Below are 17,588 nucleotides of genomic sequence, written 5' to 3' on the forward strand. Positions count from 1 at the left end.
CACTGAGCAGGTAGCGGCTCAGTCCAACAAGCGATTATGCAACACAAACTGCGTGTCGCATAAATACTAAAATGTTAGGTTTCTAGGGAAAGTATGAAGATAAAGCCAATTTCTGAAGAATATTTTTATCACGATGGTCGAGGCCCAGAGTTACAAAATGTTCGTTGGAAGCGAAACGGAGTAGTCCTATTAGGTTTTGAGTATTTCAACCCTGACGATGCTTATGTTCCCGAAAACCTCAAGCATTTGACGCTAGAAAATGTCGAAGCTTTCTCTATGTCTAGTGATGAAGTGCACGGAAATATAGTTGCGAACGGAGACACTAACGCAGCGGTTCACGAGATATTAGATTCAGACTGGTTGGCATCATTTAATCAATCGCACTTATCCAAATGCAAGCATTATCAAATTATGTTTTACGACGAGATTTATGATGTTGTATGTGAGAGTTTGATATTTGGAAACGGTAAAATCGAAACCTAACAAGTTACTAAAAAGGACGCAAAACGCTTGGCTTGCGCTCCTTCGTCGCTAATTTTTGCCAAGCATTTGTGCGCCTATTAGTAAGGCGTTATACACCTAGGGATATTTGAGCATGAAGCTAATCATTATTTCACTTTTTACAATTACTTTATTGGGCTGTGCTGCTGCGGGCGTACCCTATACCAGTGATCCAATGAAAAAATTAAATTACGCCTATGAATTGATGAATACTGAAGATCGGGGGCTAGCTGCTGAAAGGCTTGGGCTTGAAGCCCTCGCTGATTTAGAAAAATCTAATAATTTGTATGGGGTAGCTGAGGCGCATACCTTTTTAGGGCTGTATTACAAAAGTAGAAGTTATAGATACCACAAAGATTTTTATACAAAACATAACGAGTATGACCCGACAGCAGGTAAATCCATTGAACACTTTAAACTCGCAGCTGAAGCATTTGAAAAAGATGGGGATTACTGGGGCGTATCGAAGGCTCTATTTGCAATGGGCAATGCATTCTTAACGGACAATGATAAAGTTAATGGCTGCAATAAGTTTTCCGAGTCACTGGAAATCTATAGAAGTGACAAAAATGTATTTGTTGGTCGCGTCCATCCTCATAATCCAGCTTTTGAATCATATGAGGCAATGGTGGAAGGGTTTATCACAAAACACTGTGCAAACGGTGTATAACAAGCAAATTAAGAAGGACACCAAGGCCAACGCTTCTTTTGCTCCTGGCTTCGCCAAGTGTGGCGCAAAAAGATCGCATTGTCTTGGTGCCACTTATTTGAGCGTTATCAATCAGGTCCTAGGATTTAGTTAAATGGAATTTTTTGAAGAAGTAATATATGAAATGTACGGTTTTACTTTACTGGAGTATCTTTTTTACGCCTTAGATGCCCTCGTAATCTGTGCTTGCTTCATCGCTTTGCTAGTAAGTTCAATTAAGTTAAATCGCCGCATTAACTCCAAAGATTCTCGTCTGCTTGCCTATTCTTGCTTAGCTGTGCTGGTTCTAAGTATCCTATCCGGTGTCGTATCAGAGTATAGCTATCAGCAAAACGATACTTTGTCTTTAATTGAATTGTTACTGGTTTACTCCCCATCAGTAGCTGTCGTATTAGTTACGATTAGTCTTCTTCGAGTATTAAAAAGCTTAAGTGGTGGCTTAAACAATGACTGCTAACAAAAAAATTATGACGCCCGCAGGCGGTCTGGGGCACAAACAGGCTGGCGGATTCGCCATTGTAGCCTGCCTCTATGTGCCTCATATTTAGGCGTTAGGTTTCCTATGAAGCACATATATTTGCTGCTCACATCTTTGTTAATTGGGTGCAGTTCAAGTCCTCAAATTGAAAGTTTTGAACTGCACTATCAAGATGTCTTTGAGACATACGACTATTACAGACAAGAATACAAAAAACAACTGTGCAGTGATCGTGGCAAATACTCAGAGAAATTAGAGCTTTCTACAATTCAAATTGAGAGAATTATTCACGAAGCAGATAAAATAAACTTTTTCCAATTACCTAACTCAATTGAACACAGAAAAAAAGTGGCACTAGATTCATCTGAGGATATAGAAAGAATAGAGATTTGTGCTCCTTGCCCAACTAAAACTCTATATCTAAAAATTGGTGATGACAGTCATACTGTATCTTGGTCTTGCAACTGCTCAAATTTCATAGAGCCTACGCCAAAATTATTAAAAGCACTCGTGGAATCTGTAGAAGATTCAATTCAGGCATCTCCAGCTTATAAAAAAGCACCTGAAAGCTTTTGTGGTTTGCGGTAACCTAAAAAGCTGTTCAACAGGACCCAATAATGCTTAGCTTTACAAGGTAGATCATGCATAAATTCATATTGTTTTTCATTTCATTATTTCTCTCTAGCCAGCTATTAGCTGAGAGCGAAGATAGTGAATACTTTGTTTTTGTTGGCAAGAAAATTAGCCTGACTCCTGTTACAGCAAAACTCAAAGAAAATAAAAGTTCATTTGATAGTAAATTTCTTGCGAAATACCAGATCATAAAACCCTTTAAGGGCTCATATCATGGTACAGAAATAGAATTTACGGTATTTGATCACTACGGTGTTCCCCTATTCTCAGAATACGACCACGTTCTTCTTTATGTCGTATTACATGATGGAAAGTATTACCATTCAAAATACCAATTTACTCCCGTATATAAAACAAAATCAGGTGTTTGGGCTGGTGCATACGCTGCCTATGATTACACTCATTCAAATAATGCGAACACAACAATTAAACCAGTTAAAATTGATTTTTACTCACCAGTAGAGTTTGATATTTCTGGTTATGAACAAGAAGAAATTGAAGTGTGGTTTCCGCAGCCTTACTACAACATTAGTGGTAACAGAGCTACAGCGGTTTATGGCAATTATTTGAATGAGCTATTTTTTCTAAAGCAACAAGGGGTTTTAAAAGCACGTGGCGATTTCCAGCAGATGTAAAGCTAACAAGGCCATCAAAACAACACTCCTCTACGTTCCGCTACAATCGGCCCTTTTTGGCGGCGTTACCAATGCCCTTCGTTTATACAGAGCCGTCCTTCGGCTCTAACTCATTTATGAGCAAAAACAATTTTAGCCGACAGCCTGCTTGTCGCGTATATAAGACTGTCAGATTTTATCAAAGCCCACCAATAAAACCTGACAAGGTATAATTTAGGTTGATGATAATTAAGCTCCCCAAAAAGAGCGTTCCAGCTATTTAACATCAAGTTCCATTACAACACCGTCTTCATCGTCCTCTTCGGTCACCGTAAAACCAAACTGAGAATAAAATTTGCGCATCGTATGGTGGCCAGGCATGTAGAGTATGGTTATTTTTTTACATTCTGGAATTTTTTTCATCTCGTTAATTACTAATTCTGTTGCGATTTTACCTATACCTTGGCCTTGATATTTTACATCAACCATAAACTGAGCAATGTAAAACTCATCAGGTAGCCCTTCTTCAAGCTCTTGGTAATATTGAATAAAACCGACAACCTCATCTTCACGATATATTGCTCGATTAACATAATGAGGGTAAAAGCTTGATTCAGCGATAGACTCTGAATTTAACGCTACGTAATCCTCTTGCTCTTTAGTTATTTCTAAGTGAATTACATCCAGCCAATTATCCTTCGTAACATCACGCAAAGTCACATTCATAAAATTCCCTTTATTTATTTTTTAATAAATGTATAGATATGGGTAAAGTGAATAAAAACAATACATAATAGAAAAATATGACTTTAACTATTTACGACAACTTTTAAATTAAAATCGCTTGGTCGTTAAACCACCAAGTTTATTTGGTAATCAAATAATCGGGAGCACCGCCAAGCGATTTAGTTTTTTTATTTCCCTGTTAAACGCTTTGCAAATGAAATTGCATAGGCTGTTGAGCGTAATTTAAGTACTTTGTCATCACTTGGCATAAAGCCTTTAGATAGTAGATTTGGGTCATAATTTGTGAGGTCGCAGCCTGACTCACCTGTTGATTCTATGGTGAGTTTTCCTAAATTAATTGTTTTGCGATCCGCAGGCCATTGCACTGAAGGGTCAGTTAATGTATCACCCGGCTCAGCTAATTCAGCTTGAAAACGATAATGAACCTTCCCTTTTGCTAAATCTTCTTCAAGTCGCTTAGCCAGAAATGATTTAGGGAAGGTTTTCATTTGCTCTTCTGTTAGCACCTGTTCTGGCTCTTCTGGCACCATGGTCCATCTAAAGGCATGTTTAGCGCCCTTTTCATCAACCATGTAAAAGGTATGCACACCAAAATAACGCGAAGACACATACGATGCTGGCGGGTTATGGCTTTGCAGCCAATTAAATTGCCCTAAGGTACTCGGGTTTTGCTCTCTGTATGCTTTTACTTTTGCAAAATCGATTTGCCCTGTTTTTTCGTCAGGTACTAAGGTACTTAGCAAGCCAAAAAACGCTTCTGGGCTATTGCCTGCAAATACCGGCGTAGTTAGCCCTGCAATATTGTGTACATCACCATTTTCTAGTACAAACTGCACCCCCATTCCGCGTGGAGAACGTGATGTTTCATCAGCATTAGGGTTACCCCCGCCCATAGAAAAGCGAATATTTGCTTTTGACGGTGCGTTAAATAAAGGGCTAATTGAATACTGCTTTGCTGCTTGATTAGGTGTAAATGTGCCGACAGCGCACACCCCTTTGGCGTGACCTTTTCTGATACCGGGCTGCTTTCCTGAAAGCTTTTCAAATAAATTAATAAAATCTTCCCCGTTTACTGGTTGCTCAGCAAAACTTGCTGTTGGTAAAACAAGGTACATAGCACAAACTAAAGGCTTAATTTTTAGCATTTATCCATCCTTTAAACTTAGTTCCAACAAAAATGACCAGACTAACCTGAAAATCATTTCATCAAAGCTAATAAATATTTTTACCAACAAAAACGCTACAAACATTTAATAAACTTAGAATATTTATTTAACTACCATTTTTTTAAAAGCTGCTAACTTTAAATTTAGGATCCTAAAAACTGCTGTGGCGCCCAGCATTTTAAAAATAATCCGTGGTATTAATCACGACTATGGCTAGTCCACTTAATCGTAAATTTTGTGGCTTGGTCAAAAACAACAAGGACCTAATTATGGTGAAACAACATAAAAAAACCACTGCAAACGCTGATGTAGATATGACTCCAATGCTCGATATTGTGTTTATCTTGCTGATATTTTTTATCGTCACAACCTCATTTGTTAAAGAGCGCGCTATTGAAGTCAATCGCCCTTTAGCAAAACCAAGTCTTGAAAACCCTAAAAAACAAGCGCAATTTACTATTACTGAAAACGACAGTATTTACTTTGCAAACCGGCTTATCACACCAGAGCAGATAATCGCTAACCTTGCGTTATTTGCCGCACAGTTTGAAATGACCAATGTGCAAGTAACAGCAAGTGAGCAAAGCAGCCACAAAACCTTGGTCACCTTGCTTGATAAAATAAAACAATATCAAGATGTGCCAATTTCTATAAGCACGTCTCTATAACTTACCTAAAAGGGTCATTTGACCCTTTTTTAATATTAAAAATAAAAAACCGTCACATCTTTGTAAAAAAGCCTCTCTATTATTGTCTGCAACAAATCTGGTCTAGTCCAGATTAATTTAAAAATAAGAGGCTCAACAGATGATTAAACGACGTACACTCAGCACAGCTGTTTTTTTGTGCAGCTACCCATTTTTATCAGCGCATACCGCTTTTGCCACTGATGCAAAAATTCAAGGCTCTATCACAGATCATAGTAATCGCTTGCCAGGTGCTTTGGTTAAAGTCGTTGGCACAAATCAATCAACAGTGACTGATTATGATGGTAAGTTTGAGCTTGCTAAATTAGATGCAGGTCGCTACCAACTTGAAGTTTCGTATATGGGTTATAGCAGCCAGATTGTGGATGTTGAGATAAGCAACAATGAAGTTAAATTACTGTCTCCTATTGTGATGGATAATTCAGCTAACACCATTGAAGAAGTCGTTGCTGTTGGTCAAATTCAACGTGGTGAAATGGCTGCGGCCAATAGCCAAAAAAATGCTAAAAATATTAAAAATGTTATTTCGGCTGATGGCATCGGTAAGTTGCCAGACCGTAACGCAGCTGAAGCAGTTCAACGCATCCCTGGTGTTTCTATAGAACGCGATCAAGGCGAAGGCCGATTTGTTGCTGTTCGCGGCTTACCTGCGCAGTGGAGCTCTGCAACAATCAATGGCAACCGATTACCAACTGCAGAAGAAGAAACCACCAGCCGCGCCACTGCGTTTGACTTTTTCCCAAGTGAGCTTATTGAATTTGTAGAGGTATCAAAAGCATTAACGCCAGAAATGGAGGGAGATGCTATTGGTGGTAACGTTAACTTTATAACCAAAAAAGCACCTGATGATTTCGTATTTAATGCCAATTTAGCACTCGGTCAAAATGAACTAGCTGATGGCAATAACTACTCTGCCAACTTACTTTATGGCGATCGTATCTTAGATGACAAGTTAGGTTTTTTAATTAACGCAACGGCTTGGCAACGCGACTGGGCAACAGATAACTTTGAGCCTCGTCGAGGAAATGATGGTTTAGGAATTTATCGTTTAGAGCTAAGAGATTACACCGGAACTCGTGAAACTTACGGTTTAAATGGTTCTGTTGAATACCAGCTAGAACAAGGCAATGTTAGTGCTAGTGCCATGTACGGCACACTAATCGACGATGAAACGCACTATAAGCATCGTATGCGTTTTGATAAAGACAGAGCAGAGCTACAACATATTAGAAATGAGCTCATAACAGAAATGACGGGCTTTGAGTTTGCTGGTGAGCATTTCTTTGGCTACGACAAAACATTAAATTGGTCTTTATCTAGCTATGAAAACGAATTTAGGTATGGCAACACGCCTAACAGTGAAGATAACAGTTATTTTGTAGTTCGGTTTGACCAAAAAAATGTCGGTTACGAAGGCCTTGAAGACAGAGGTACGGGCAAAAACTACGCTTATAACACGATTGATGGTGGTTCAGATCCATGGGATCAAATCAGCACTCACCTACCAAGTGGCTTTTCGTTTGATCCAAGCCAAATGGGCTTATCGTGGGTCGAACTATATAAAATTAAGGTGAATGAAAAAGATAAAATTGTTGCCGCTTTAGACTTTGAGTGGCAGCTCAATAGCGACCTTATTGTTAAAGTAGGTGCAAAATATCGCGATAAAGAACGCGTTGCTAGGTTCAGCGATGAATTTTATGCATGGGATACTGAAAACTATGGCGCAGCCCCTACTCTGAGTGATTTTACATTAGCGGACCAACCGGGCCGAAGTGACTATTTAAGCGAGCTGTCTTACGATTATCAAAGTCAGTTTTCGCAAGTTGCAAGTACTGATGACTTAGCAAATTTTTGGAATAACAATAAAGGCAAGTTTGTCCTTGATAAGAGTGAATCTGCTTTAATCGAAAATGGTGGAGCGCTTGGCAGAAACTTTGATGTTAATGAACAACATGCATCTTTATATGGTATGGCAACATATACCATTAACGCTAATTGGGAAATGCTAACAGGTCTTCGTTTAACTCAAACAGACACCGAAGTTGACGGTTATATTTACCTTGCAGATGAAGATAAAGTCGAAAGCGTTAAAGCAAACAATGACTACTTGTCTGTGTTACCTGCATTGCATTTAACCTACCACCCTAACAGCCAAACCAATTATCGACTCGCATTAACTCGCTCTTTTGCTCGTCCTGACTTTGGCTCATTAACGCCAGGGGCGACTTACTTAGAAGCAGACAACGAATTAACTTCTGGTAACCCAAATTTAGAGCCGACTTATTCAAATAATGTCGACTTAATGGCTGAATACTTCTTTGACCGCTTAGGGTTAGTTTCTCTGGGGGTATTTTATAAAGATATTACCGATCCTATTTTTCAAAGTAGCTCTATAGGAGAGTTCGGCAATAACACTGGGGTTAATATTATTCGCCCTGAAAATGGGGATAGCGCATGGCTTGCAGGCCTCGAGGTGGCGTTTAATCGTGATTTAGGTTTTATTACACCTGAACTAGATAACTTTGGCATCATGGCTAATGCGACCTTCATGGATTCAGAAATGACGATTCCTGGTCGCGCAGACAAAGTCTCAATTCCTCGCCAAGCAGATAGTCTCTACAACTTTACGGTGTATTACGATAATACGCATTTTGCAGCTCGATTAGCCGTTAACTTCAAAGGTGAATACATTGAAGAGCACGGCAGCAGCAAACAATTTGACAGCTATTATGGCGACAATACAAGCGTTGATTTTACGACGTCATATCAGCTTAACGAAAACGCATTAGTCTACCTCGAACTGAATAACTTAACCAACGAGCCTCTTAAATACTACCTAGGCGATGAAAGCCGCCCTCTACAAGTAGAGTACTACGGTGTACGCGGCATGGTTGGCTTTAACTATCAGTTCTAATCAGTCTTTGAGTTGTATGCGGGGCCATTGTCCCGCAAAGGATACCTAATGTTCTCACACCCTTATTGGCTTAAACGTGCGCAAGGAACCGGTTTTGTGTTATTTGCAGCCAGTGCTGCATTTCTCACTTACTTTTCTATGTACGCATTTCGTAAGCCATTCACTGCAAATAGTTACACTGAATTCGACGATCCGAGTTGGCAGGTAAGCTTTAAAATTGCACTGATTTTGGCGCAAGTTTTTGGCTATTTATGCGCTAAATTTATTGGCATAAAAGTTATTTCAGAGATGCAGCATCAGCAACGAGGTTTAACAATTATTGGCCTTATTGCCGCTGCAGAAATATCGCTGGTGTTATTTGCTATCACTCCGATTGGGTTAAATGTTATTTGGCTATTTTTTAATGGCCTCTCACTAGGCATGATTTGGGGACTTGTTTTTAGCTTTCTTGAAGGAAGAAAAACCAGTGAAATTCTAGGCGCAATTTTGAGTGTCACATTTATATTAGCATCAGGCCTTGTTCGCAGTGTAGGCAAATGGCTTATTGATACACTAAATGTACCTGAGCTATGGATGCCTGCAGCGACAGGTGCGCTATTTTTCCCGCTGCTATTGTTTAGTGTTAAATGCTTAACCCTCATTCCAGAACCAACAATTGAGGACGAACAAGCAAGACAAAAACGCTTACCTATGGATGGCAAAGCTCGTTGGCAATTTTTTAAACAATATTGGTTTGGTATTAGCTGTCTCATTCTAAGCTTTATGCTGTTTACTGGTTTTCGTGATTTCCGTGACAATTTTGCAGCTGAAATTTGGCAAGCTCTTGGCCATGGTGAAGAACCTGCCATTTTCGCCTACGCGGGGATCAGAATGTCATTTATTGTCCTTATCGCATTAGGTGCGATGGTTTTGGTAAAAAACAACAAAACCGCATTTTATGTCAATCACGGCTTTATTTTATTCGGTGCCGCTTTGTTATTGTCGAGTACCTTTGCTTTCGAAGCTAACATGATATCCGCAAAAGCGTGGATGGTATTACTTGGTTCAGGTCTCTATATCAGTTACATCCCGTATAACTGTTTTCTATTTGACCGAATGATTTCAGCTGTTGGTTCTGTCGCTAATGCAGGTTTTTTAATCTATCTTGCTGATTCAGCAGGCTATCTTGGCTCTGTCAGTATCTTACTGTACAGAACATTTGCTATGCCTGAGCTCAGTTGGCTTAACTTCTTTATTAACGCTTGTTACTTAGTTGGCATTGTAGCCGCCGCTTTAGTTGCATGTTCATTGTGTTATTTCACAGTACGTTTGTCCCCTATTCGAACTCATCACTCAAAACAGGTTGTTACCTGAAACAATTAAAAGAGAATCTTATGAAAAACATAGAAGCTATCATTTTAGATTGGGCTGGAACTGTCGTGGATTATGGCTCAGTTGCCCCTACCACCATTTTTGTTGAAGCATTTAAACAAGCTTATGACTTTGAGATTTCACTTGCAGAAGCGCGTATTCCAATGGGTATGGGAAAATGGGATCACATTGCCACACTTGGAAAATTGGAGTCAGTTGCTTCACGCTGGCACTCACAGTTTGGCCGAGCAATGTCAGACTCAGATATTGATCACATCTATCAAACTTTCATGCCATTGCAAAAGGCAAAAGTAGCAGACAGAGCAATGCCTATTCCTGGTGCGCTTGAAGTGATCAATCGCTTAAAACAGCAAAACATCAAAGTAGGCAGTTGTTCGGGATACCCTCGCCAAGTTATGGAAGTGTTAGTCAGTGCCGCTGCAGACTATGGTTATCAACCGGATCATTGGGTAGCAAGTGATGACCTTAAAGCCGGCTCTCGCCCTGGCCCTTGGATGGCTCTTGAAAATGTAAATGCTTTAGGCATTAAAAAAGTCGCTAACTGTATCAAAATTGATGATTCTGCCCCCGGCATCGAAGAAGGTTTGAATGCCGGAATGTGGACAATTGGCCTCGCATTAAGCGGTAATGCTGTCGGCTTAACAGAACAAGAGTGGCAAGCTTGTAGTGCTGAGCAAAAGCAGCAACTGACACGTCAAGCTTACCAAAGCTTGTACTCTGCAGGTGCGCATTTCGTGGTTGACTCGCTGGCTGATATTGAAACTGTTTTGATGGAGATTGATGCCAAGCTAAGCCGAGGGGAGCGCCCATAATGCAGTTTCAACCTTTTTGGTTTGATAACGCAATGCAAGAGGAAGCCTATGCGCTTCCTCTTTCATTACCTACAAAGCACCATTGCGATGTATGTATCATAGGTGGTGGCTTTACTGGTCTTTGGACTGCTATCAAACTCAAGCAGCAACAAGCTAATTTAAAAGTTACCATCATTGAAAAAGGCTTTTGCGGGCAAGGCGCATCAGGGAGAAATGGCGGTGCAATGTTAACTTGGTCAACTAAGCTGCCCAGTTTAAGTAAGTTAGTTGGTCTCGAAAAGGCACTGTTTTTAGTCAAAGAGTCTGAGTCAGCGGTTCATCAAATTGCAGAGTTTGTTCGTCAGCATGGTATCGACTGCGATTGTCGAATTGATGGCTGTTATTACACCGCCTCAAATGAAGCACAAAAGCACTTGTTAACCCCCGCAATAAAAATGCTTGAGGATAATAATCTTAATGCGTGGCAACACTGTGATACTCAAACACTCATCAATACAGGGTCAGCCGCCAATATTAGCGGTCATTATTCACCTCATGGTGGTAGTATTCAGCCGGCAAAATTAGTTCGTGGTTTAAAACAGGTCGCTGAAAGTTTAGGCGTTAAAATTATTGAACAGTGCCAATACAAAGCACATAGCGGACAGTCCCCTCTAAATGTTGAAACAAACCAAGGTAATATTTGTGCTAATCATCTTGTATTTGCCGTTAATGCGTGGCTCCCTACCCTAAAACCGCAGTTTCAACGCAATATCGTGCTGGTTTCAAGCGATATGGCAATTACTAAACCGATGCCTGAAACCCTTGCGCATTTAAGTCTCAATCATGGCGCTGCAATAATAGACTCCCGTATTTTTGTAAACTATTACCGCACCACTACTGATGGTCGATTAATGCTAGGCAAAGGCGGAAATTATTTTAGCTTCGCAAACAGAATGAGTGATAAATTTGAGCAGCCGAGTCGCTATCAAACGCTATTAAATAACTCTTTATCACACTTTTTCCCTAACCATAATTTTGAAATTGATCGAACTTGGACAGGCCCTTCTGACCGAAGTGTCACTGGCTTCCCGTTTTTTGGACATTTGAATAATCAAGCAAACGTTATCTACGCCGGGGGTTATTCTGGTAATGGCGTCGTACAGTCTTTTTTAGGGGCTAATATTCTGTGTGCTTTAATCTTAAAAAATGCACCTGTTTGGCAACACTGTGGCCTTGTAAATCAAGCATTAGACAACTTTGTAGTTGAGCCCTTTCGAACTGTCGGCGCTTACCTAATTCGTAATGCAATTCGTCGTAAAGAACGAGCAGAAGACAATAACACCCATGTAAATCCAATAGATACGTATCTTGCCAGCCTCATAGGCAGCGCAGGAAAAGTCGATATGAAATCGTAGAGCTTTTTTAAGATGACCATTACACACCAACAAACAATTACACAGATCCGTTATTTATTTGAGCAGTTTGGTTACCAACACTATGACGAAATTTGTACTCAGTATTCTCATGCAGCCCAGTGCGCTGGGCTTGCATTGCAGCAAAAATTAAGCGCTGATACTGTCGTTGCTGCATTTTTACATGATATTGGACATTTAATCGCACAGCAGCAAAATCTCACTATGACCAAGCAAGGATATGTAAATCACTGTGAGCTTGGCGCTATTTTTTTAAAAGAAAATAACTTTAATGATGCTGTCGTTTCCATGGTTTCTCAACATGTTCAAGCTAAACGCTATTTAGTCGCAAAGAATGCAGATTATGAGCAAACACTTTCGCCTGCCAGTACACTCACCTTGCAACAACAAGGTGGCCCTTTGTCGTTACAACAAGCTAATCAATTTGCAGCCCAGCCATTTTTTGAAGAAATTTTACAATTAAGAGAACTTGACGACTGTGCAAAAGATCCAAATATGCATATTGAACCACTTTCTTTTTGGCTAGATTACTTAGATAACTATTTAATTTCATAATCAAACGTTATAAATCCCTTTATTATCAGTTAAGCTAAAGCTGTATTTAGCAAAAAGGCACGGTATGCTTTTATATCAACAAATCAGAAATTACATACATCAATTACTAAGCGAAGGGACTCTGAACACGGGTGACAAGCTCCCTTCTGAGCGTTTGTTACAAGAACAATTTAACTCGACCCGTATTACAGTCCGTGAGGCACTACTTCGTTTAGAAGCTGAAGGATTGATCTATAGCCAAACGCGCCGTGGTTGGTTTGTAACGCCAACAAAACTTAAGTGGAACCCTGCCACTAAAGTAAACTTTTATGAACTGGCAAAACAACAAGGCTTTGTTGCTGATACCCAAGTGATGAGCCATCAAGAAATTAGCAATCATGATTTAAAAGCAGAATTTTCTGCATCAACTTTGCACCATTTGCAACGTGCCCGCAGCCTTGATGAGCGCTTAGTGATGTTTGAAGATATTTTTTGTGATGCTGCGCGTTTTGATGGCCTTGCTGAGCACAACCTAAATGGCTCGATAACACAAATAATGGCAAATCAATACGCAACAAATGTAGTCAATGAGCAGTGCGCAATTAGTGTGACTGTCCTTCCTGACGATGTAGCACAGGTATTGCAAAAAAATAGTGGTACTCCCTGTTTAAAAGTTATTCGTAAACGCTTTGATGAATTAGGAAGTTTAGTGGATTACAATATTGAGTATTGGTTGCATAATGCCATTGAAATGACTGTCGAAGGTCACTAAGGCAATAAATGAAAAAAGGCTTTGTTAAACAAAGCCTTTACACGGGTGAACATTCTTTATAACCAATATCTGCTGTTTGATATTGCTTTAATTAAACGTGTAATATCGTTTTCGAACACATGACCAATATTGCCAATTCTAAAGCAATCAGCATCTGACGCCTTACCTGGGTAAATCACAAACCCTTGGTTTTTAAGCAACAAATAAAACTCTTTAAAGTCATACCCACTTGCTGTTGGAGAGTAAAATGAGGTGATAATCGGTGAATGTAAGCTCTCATCTAAGAGTGTTTCAAAACCTAAATCTCTCATCGCAGTCACTAAGAGTTGCTGATTGTTTTTATAACGCTTATGACGTGCTGCAACACCCCCCTCTTGTTCTAATTCAATAAGAGCTTGATGAAATGCGCGTACAACATGTGTAGGAGATGTGAAACGCCATTTACCTTGGTTGTTCTCCATACACTGCCACTGTGCATGTAAATCAAGTGACAACGAACGTGCAACTCCCTGAGAGTCTTCAATTAAGTCACGTTTGCAAATAACAAAACCAAAACCTGGAACACCTTGAATACACTTATTAGATGAGCTTATCATTACATCAATGTGCCAATCTGCTAAGTCAAACGGTACGCCACCAAAGCTGCTCATAGCGTCTAAAATATACACTTTGTTATGGCGTGATAATAGTTCGCCAACTTGCTTTGCTGGGTTTAGCATGCCAGTCGTCGTTTCGCAGTGCACCATTGCAACATGACTAATGTTTTCATCGCTCAAGAGTGTTTTTTCAATGTCGTCACAGTTTGGTAGCTGAGTTTCAGTGTAATTTAAAACACAATGGTCAATGCCTAAATACTGGGCAATTTCTGCCATCCGTTTACCATATGCGCCATTGTTTATTATTAATAACTTATGTTCATTTGCGACTAAACTACCTAAAGCACTTTCTACACTCGCAGTGCCACTGCCCTGCATTAATGTGCACGTATAGTCATTGCTTTTAGTGGATAAAGTTACAAGTTTGCTACGAATAGCCTGTACAACACCTAAGTTATAATCGTCATCCCATGTACACCAATCCTTTAACATCGCTTGTTTTACAGTATCCGATGTTGTTAATGGGCCAGGAGTTAACAGTAAGTATTCATTCATTTTTAATATCGCCTAAATCTGGTCTAGTCCAGACATTATTAGGGATTTATGTTAATAAAAAAAGTGAAGTTTTTATGACTGCACTAAAAAAGGGCCTAACGGCCCTTTGCAAGTTAAATAATAAAGGAATCTAAAGGGAGTTTAGAACTTGTACTCTGCACCTACGTAGTAGTACGCACCGTTAAAACCAAATGGTGCTGAACGACGTGAGTAAGTGAATACACCAGGGCTTGAAACAATTGTGTTGCCGCTAGCATCAACAATCTTACCCGAGCGTGAATTACCAATGGTGTTCTTATCTGGGTAAACATCAAATAAGTTATTTGCACCAATGTTAAATGACAGGTTTTCGTTAAAGAAGTAGTTAACTTTAACATCAGTTAAGATTTCAGCACCGTATGTTTGACGGCCACCATCTTCAACTGTGTATTCGCCGTAACGGTTTAGAGATAGGTTTACAGTCCAATCTTCTAAACGGTAAAGCGCACTTAAGTTAATGCGGTCTTCTGGTTGCCATTCTTCAATAATTGATGTTTCTTGAGCAGAAAACACATCTTCTACCGGAATAGTCTCAAGGCCACTACCTGATGGCGTAAATAAATCAACTACATCTGTTTTAGTGAAGTTAGCAGCAAAGGTGAAATCTAGCGTACCGCCAAGACCTTCTGTGTTCCATGTGGCAACTAAATCAACACCTTCTGTTTCTGTGTCTGCACCATTTAAGAAGAACTGACCCGCACCTGCGCCTGAGCTTTCAAGTGCAGCATCTAGCGTATCTGATAAACCTTTACCTAAACGGTTAGAAATAACGATACGGTCGTCGATATCAATCGAGTAGTAATCAATGGTTAAATTGATATTGTCGGTTACGTTATACACAATACCTAAACTACGGTTTTGTGATTTCTCTTCTTTTAGCTGAGGAATACCAATTGATTGCGCTAAGGTACTGTCGTTTCTAAACGTACCTACTTGCTCAGCCACTAAGCTGCCGTCATCGCCTACAACAAACTGTGTACTTACGTTATTAAAGTAAAGTTGTTGCATAGAAGGTGCTCTAAAACCTGTGCTTAATGCACCACGTAGAGACACATCTTCAGTGACAGACCAGTTACCTGCTAACTTAAAGTTAACTGTGTCACCAAAACCTTTGTAGTTATCATAACGTACCGCACCTGAAATAATTACATCATCGATAACATAGGTTTCTGCATCCATATAGAATGAGATCACATCGCGCGACTCATCAACTGATGATGCCGGATCTGAACCACCAAAACCTTGCGTGCCGCTTGCAGCGTCAACACTACCAACCCCGCCATTCAAGCCAGAATAGATGCTCACACCATCAACTGTATCGTAATCACGGTATGCGTATTCGCTACCTTCAAGAATACGGAACTCATCAGTACGAAGCTCAGCACCTAGTGCTAATGAGAAGTTATCGTAATCTTTAGTGTAATCAAGGTTTAAAGTTTGCAGTGATAATTCAAGGCCATATGCATACGCTGAACGCGGGATAGTGGCACGAATTTCATCAGCCGTTAAACCTTGATCATAGCGAAGGTAGTTAGCGTAAGAGCCATTGATAGTGTCACTAGTTGTGTAATCAATGCTGTTTTCACCGTAGGTGTACGATAAATCAATGCTTGAGTCATTATCGAACGATTTTTTATAACCAAAGTTATAAGACACGTCATCAATTACAGTATTAATTTTTGGTAAGAAACCCATAGGAATGGTTGCATCACCATCTTGTAATACAGGGTTACCATTAGCATTAGCGTTATGACGGAAAAACGCTGCTGATTCGTTTTCACGATTTGAATAAGTGATAAAGCCATATAGCTCACCACCAGCAAGCTCATAGCCTGTATTAACGGTTAGAGCAAATTGCTGTGAATCTGCATCACCAATTCTAAACGTATCACGAGGTGCTGTTAACTCACGTGGGTCGCCCGCTAAAAGCGTACCATCATCAAGTTCAGTACAGCCGTAAAATTGACATGAGCCATGAAGGCCAGCACGGTTTGTCGGCGCACGGTCACGGTAGTTGATAGTAGTATTCAAATAACCTTCATCACCTAAAGCAAAACCTTTGTTGAAATCAACAGTTACAGTTTCGCCATCGCCCTCTGAATACTCACCGTAATTAATAGCCGCTTTACCGCCCTCTTCAGCGTCTTTTAATACGATATTAATGACACCTGCAATGGCATCTGAACCATATTGCGCAGCAGCACCATCACGTAATACTTCAATACGTTTGATTGCAGCAGCAGGAATAGCGTTCATGTCGGTACCCGCCGTACCACGACCAACTGACGTATTAATGTGAATAAGGCTCGCTTGGTGGCGGCGTTTACCATTGATAAGAACTAAGGTTTGATCAGGCCCTAAGCCACGTAATGTTGCAGGGCGAAGTGCATCAGTACCATCACTGATAGACGAGCTTGAAAAGTTAAAAGACGGTGCAATAGCCTGAAGCATACGGCCTACTTCTGTTTGACCTGTATTCTCGAGTGCTTCGGCACTTAAAATATCAACCGGAACCGGTAAATCTTCAACCGAGCGTCCTGCTACACGGCTACCGACAACGGCAATTTTTTCGATGTTTTGTTCTGCTGATTGATCTTCTGCTAACGCTTGCGTATTGGCGGCAAGCAGTAATGGCACGACTGCAGCGCTGACCCCTGATACTTTGATCATGTTATTATCTATCCTATCTACTTGTTTGAGTTTTATACTCAGCAAGCCTTGTTGATCAACAACCGCATCGAGCTCAGTGCCTTCTAGCATCGCATTCAGTGCATCAAGTTTGGTGTAAAAGCCAAACACAGATTGCGCTTGATATTGCTTTGCTAATTCGAAAGAAAAAATGACTGTTTGTTCGGTTTGCTTTGCAAATTCGATTAACGCCAAATCAGCTCGTTGCGCTTTGATGTCAAATTGCAGCATCTGTTTTTCAGCCGCTATTGCTATTTGGCCTGCTGTGAGGCCATAAATCACAAAAGAGGCAGGTAACAACGGCAATTGCTTACTGCGCAATTTAAACAAACAAGTGAGG

16 protein-coding genes are annotated in these 17,588 nt (G+C 40.2%); 12 read left to right on the forward strand and 4 right to left on the reverse strand.

Annotated elements, in window-relative coordinates; all coding sequences use genetic code 11:
• Positions 1–93: 93 nt before the first annotated feature.
• The 5 genes from ISP07_RS18290 (at position 94) to ISP07_RS18310 (ending at position 2,956) form a co-directional block, all read left to right on the forward strand.
• Positions 94–483: a hypothetical protein gene (locus ISP07_RS18290; protein ID WP_209328482.1), complete on the forward strand. Its 390-nt coding sequence runs from the start codon at positions 94–96 to the stop codon at positions 481–483.
• Positions 484–595: 112 nt separating this feature from the next.
• Positions 596–1,171, forward strand: a complete 576-nt coding sequence (locus tag ISP07_RS18295) for a hypothetical protein (RefSeq protein WP_187490463.1) — start codon at positions 596–598, stop codon at positions 1,169–1,171.
• 133 nt (positions 1,172–1,304) lie between these two features.
• Positions 1,305–1,667, forward strand: coding sequence for a hypothetical protein (locus ISP07_RS18300; protein ID WP_187490462.1), 363 nt, complete (start codon positions 1,305–1,307; stop codon positions 1,665–1,667).
• 105 nt (positions 1,668–1,772) lie between these two features.
• Complete coding sequence (locus ISP07_RS18305) at positions 1,773–2,276, forward strand: hypothetical protein (protein ID WP_187490461.1); 504 nt, start codon at positions 1,773–1,775, stop codon at positions 2,274–2,276.
• A 53-nt stretch (positions 2,277–2,329) separates the two neighbouring features.
• The gene (locus ISP07_RS18310; protein WP_209328483.1) at positions 2,330–2,956 is read left to right on the forward strand and encodes a hypothetical protein; all 627 of its coding nucleotides are present in this window, start codon (positions 2,330–2,332) and stop codon (positions 2,954–2,956) included.
• Between the two features lie 255 nt (positions 2,957–3,211).
• On the opposite strand, the gene ISP07_RS18315 is transcribed toward ISP07_RS18310, so the two are convergent.
• Entirely contained in the window at positions 3,212–3,661 is a 450-nt protein-coding gene (locus ISP07_RS18315) for a GNAT family N-acetyltransferase (RefSeq protein ID WP_209328484.1), read from the reverse strand.
• A 188-nt stretch (positions 3,662–3,849) separates the two neighbouring features.
• A complete protein-coding gene (locus ISP07_RS18320; RefSeq protein ID WP_209328485.1) occupies positions 3,850–4,827 on the reverse strand; it encodes a catalase family peroxidase in 978 nt (325 codons plus the stop codon).
• Positions 4,828–5,117: 290 nt separating this feature from the next.
• On the opposite strand from ISP07_RS18320, the gene ISP07_RS18325 reads away from it, so the two are divergent.
• From ISP07_RS18325 to ISP07_RS18355, 7 genes are all read left to right on the forward strand, one after another.
• Positions 5,118–5,516, forward strand: coding sequence for an ExbD/TolR family protein (locus ISP07_RS18325; protein ID WP_055021032.1), 399 nt, complete (start codon positions 5,118–5,120; stop codon positions 5,514–5,516).
• A 139-nt stretch (positions 5,517–5,655) separates the two neighbouring features.
• Complete coding sequence (locus tag ISP07_RS18330; protein ID WP_209328486.1) at positions 5,656–8,469, forward strand: TonB-dependent receptor; 2,814 nt, start codon at positions 5,656–5,658, stop codon at positions 8,467–8,469.
• A gap of 48 nt (positions 8,470–8,517) precedes the next feature.
• A complete protein-coding gene (locus ISP07_RS18335; RefSeq protein ID WP_209328487.1) occupies positions 8,518–9,822 on the forward strand; it encodes a DUF5690 family protein in 1,305 nt (434 codons plus the stop codon).
• A gap of 20 nt (positions 9,823–9,842) precedes the next feature.
• The gene (phnX, locus tag ISP07_RS18340; protein ID WP_138625376.1) at positions 9,843–10,652 is read left to right on the forward strand and encodes a phosphonoacetaldehyde hydrolase; all 810 of its coding nucleotides are present in this window, start codon (positions 9,843–9,845) and stop codon (positions 10,650–10,652) included.
• Positions 10,652–12,046, forward strand: a complete 1,395-nt coding sequence (locus ISP07_RS18345; RefSeq protein ID WP_209328488.1) for an FAD-dependent oxidoreductase — start codon at positions 10,652–10,654, stop codon at positions 12,044–12,046. Before phnX ends, ISP07_RS18345 begins: the two co-directional genes overlap by 1 nt.
• A gap of 12 nt (positions 12,047–12,058) precedes the next feature.
• The gene (locus ISP07_RS18350) at positions 12,059–12,619 is read left to right on the forward strand and encodes an HD domain-containing protein (protein WP_209328489.1); all 561 of its coding nucleotides are present in this window, start codon (positions 12,059–12,061) and stop codon (positions 12,617–12,619) included.
• 64 nt (positions 12,620–12,683) lie between these two features.
• On the forward strand, positions 12,684–13,370 hold the full coding sequence (locus ISP07_RS18355) for a UTRA domain-containing protein (protein WP_209328490.1): 687 nt from the start codon (positions 12,684–12,686) through the stop codon (positions 13,368–13,370).
• Between the two features lie 56 nt (positions 13,371–13,426).
• Here the strand turns inward: ISP07_RS18355 and phnW are convergent, their stop codons facing one another.
• On the reverse strand, positions 13,427–14,521 hold the full coding sequence (phnW, locus tag ISP07_RS18360; protein WP_209328491.1) for a 2-aminoethylphosphonate--pyruvate transaminase: 1,095 nt from the start codon (positions 14,519–14,521) through the stop codon (positions 13,427–13,429).
• 141 nt (positions 14,522–14,662) lie between these two features.
• Positions 14,663–17,569, reverse strand: a complete 2,907-nt coding sequence (locus tag ISP07_RS18365; protein WP_420706874.1) for a TonB-dependent receptor plug domain-containing protein — start codon at positions 17,567–17,569, stop codon at positions 14,663–14,665.
• Positions 17,570–17,588: the final 19 nt, after the last annotated feature.

Source organism: Pseudoalteromonas sp. PA2MD11 (assembly GCF_017808125.1).
Classification (GTDB): domain Bacteria; phylum Pseudomonadota; class Gammaproteobacteria; order Enterobacterales; family Alteromonadaceae; genus Pseudoalteromonas; species Pseudoalteromonas simplex.

Bases quoted from the DNA above. Each gene is read 5' to 3' on its own strand.
- ISP07_RS18290 (WP_209328482.1), top strand. From the start codon at position 94: ATGAAGATAAAGCCAATTTCTGAAGAATATTTTTATCACGATGGTCGA.
- ISP07_RS18295 (WP_187490463.1), top strand. From the start codon at position 596: ATGAAGCTAATCATTATTTCACTTTTTACAATTACTTTATTGGGCTGT.
- ISP07_RS18300 (WP_187490462.1), top strand. From the start codon at position 1,305: ATGGAATTTTTTGAAGAAGTAATATATGAAATGTACGGTTTTACTTTA.
- ISP07_RS18305 (WP_187490461.1), top strand. From the start codon at position 1,773: ATGAAGCACATATATTTGCTGCTCACATCTTTGTTAATTGGGTGCAGT.
- ISP07_RS18310 (WP_209328483.1), top strand. From the start codon at position 2,330: ATGCATAAATTCATATTGTTTTTCATTTCATTATTTCTCTCTAGCCAG.
- ISP07_RS18315 (WP_209328484.1), bottom strand. From the start codon at position 3,661: ATGAATGTGACTTTGCGTGATGTTACGAAGGATAATTGGCTGGATGTA.
- ISP07_RS18320 (WP_209328485.1), bottom strand. From the start codon at position 4,827: ATGCTAAAAATTAAGCCTTTAGTTTGTGCTATGTACCTTGTTTTACCA.
- ISP07_RS18325 (WP_055021032.1), top strand. From the start codon at position 5,118: ATGGTGAAACAACATAAAAAAACCACTGCAAACGCTGATGTAGATATG.
- ISP07_RS18330 (WP_209328486.1), top strand. From the start codon at position 5,656: ATGATTAAACGACGTACACTCAGCACAGCTGTTTTTTTGTGCAGCTAC.
- ISP07_RS18335 (WP_209328487.1), top strand. From the start codon at position 8,518: ATGTTCTCACACCCTTATTGGCTTAAACGTGCGCAAGGAACCGGTTTT.
- phnX (WP_138625376.1), top strand. From the start codon at position 9,843: ATGAAAAACATAGAAGCTATCATTTTAGATTGGGCTGGAACTGTCGTG.
- ISP07_RS18345 (WP_209328488.1), top strand. From the start codon at position 10,652: ATGCAGTTTCAACCTTTTTGGTTTGATAACGCAATGCAAGAGGAAGCC.
- ISP07_RS18350 (WP_209328489.1), top strand. From the start codon at position 12,059: ATGACCATTACACACCAACAAACAATTACACAGATCCGTTATTTATTT.
- ISP07_RS18355 (WP_209328490.1), top strand. From the start codon at position 12,684: ATGCTTTTATATCAACAAATCAGAAATTACATACATCAATTACTAAGC.
- phnW (WP_209328491.1), bottom strand. From the start codon at position 14,521: ATGAATGAATACTTACTGTTAACTCCTGGCCCATTAACAACATCGGAT.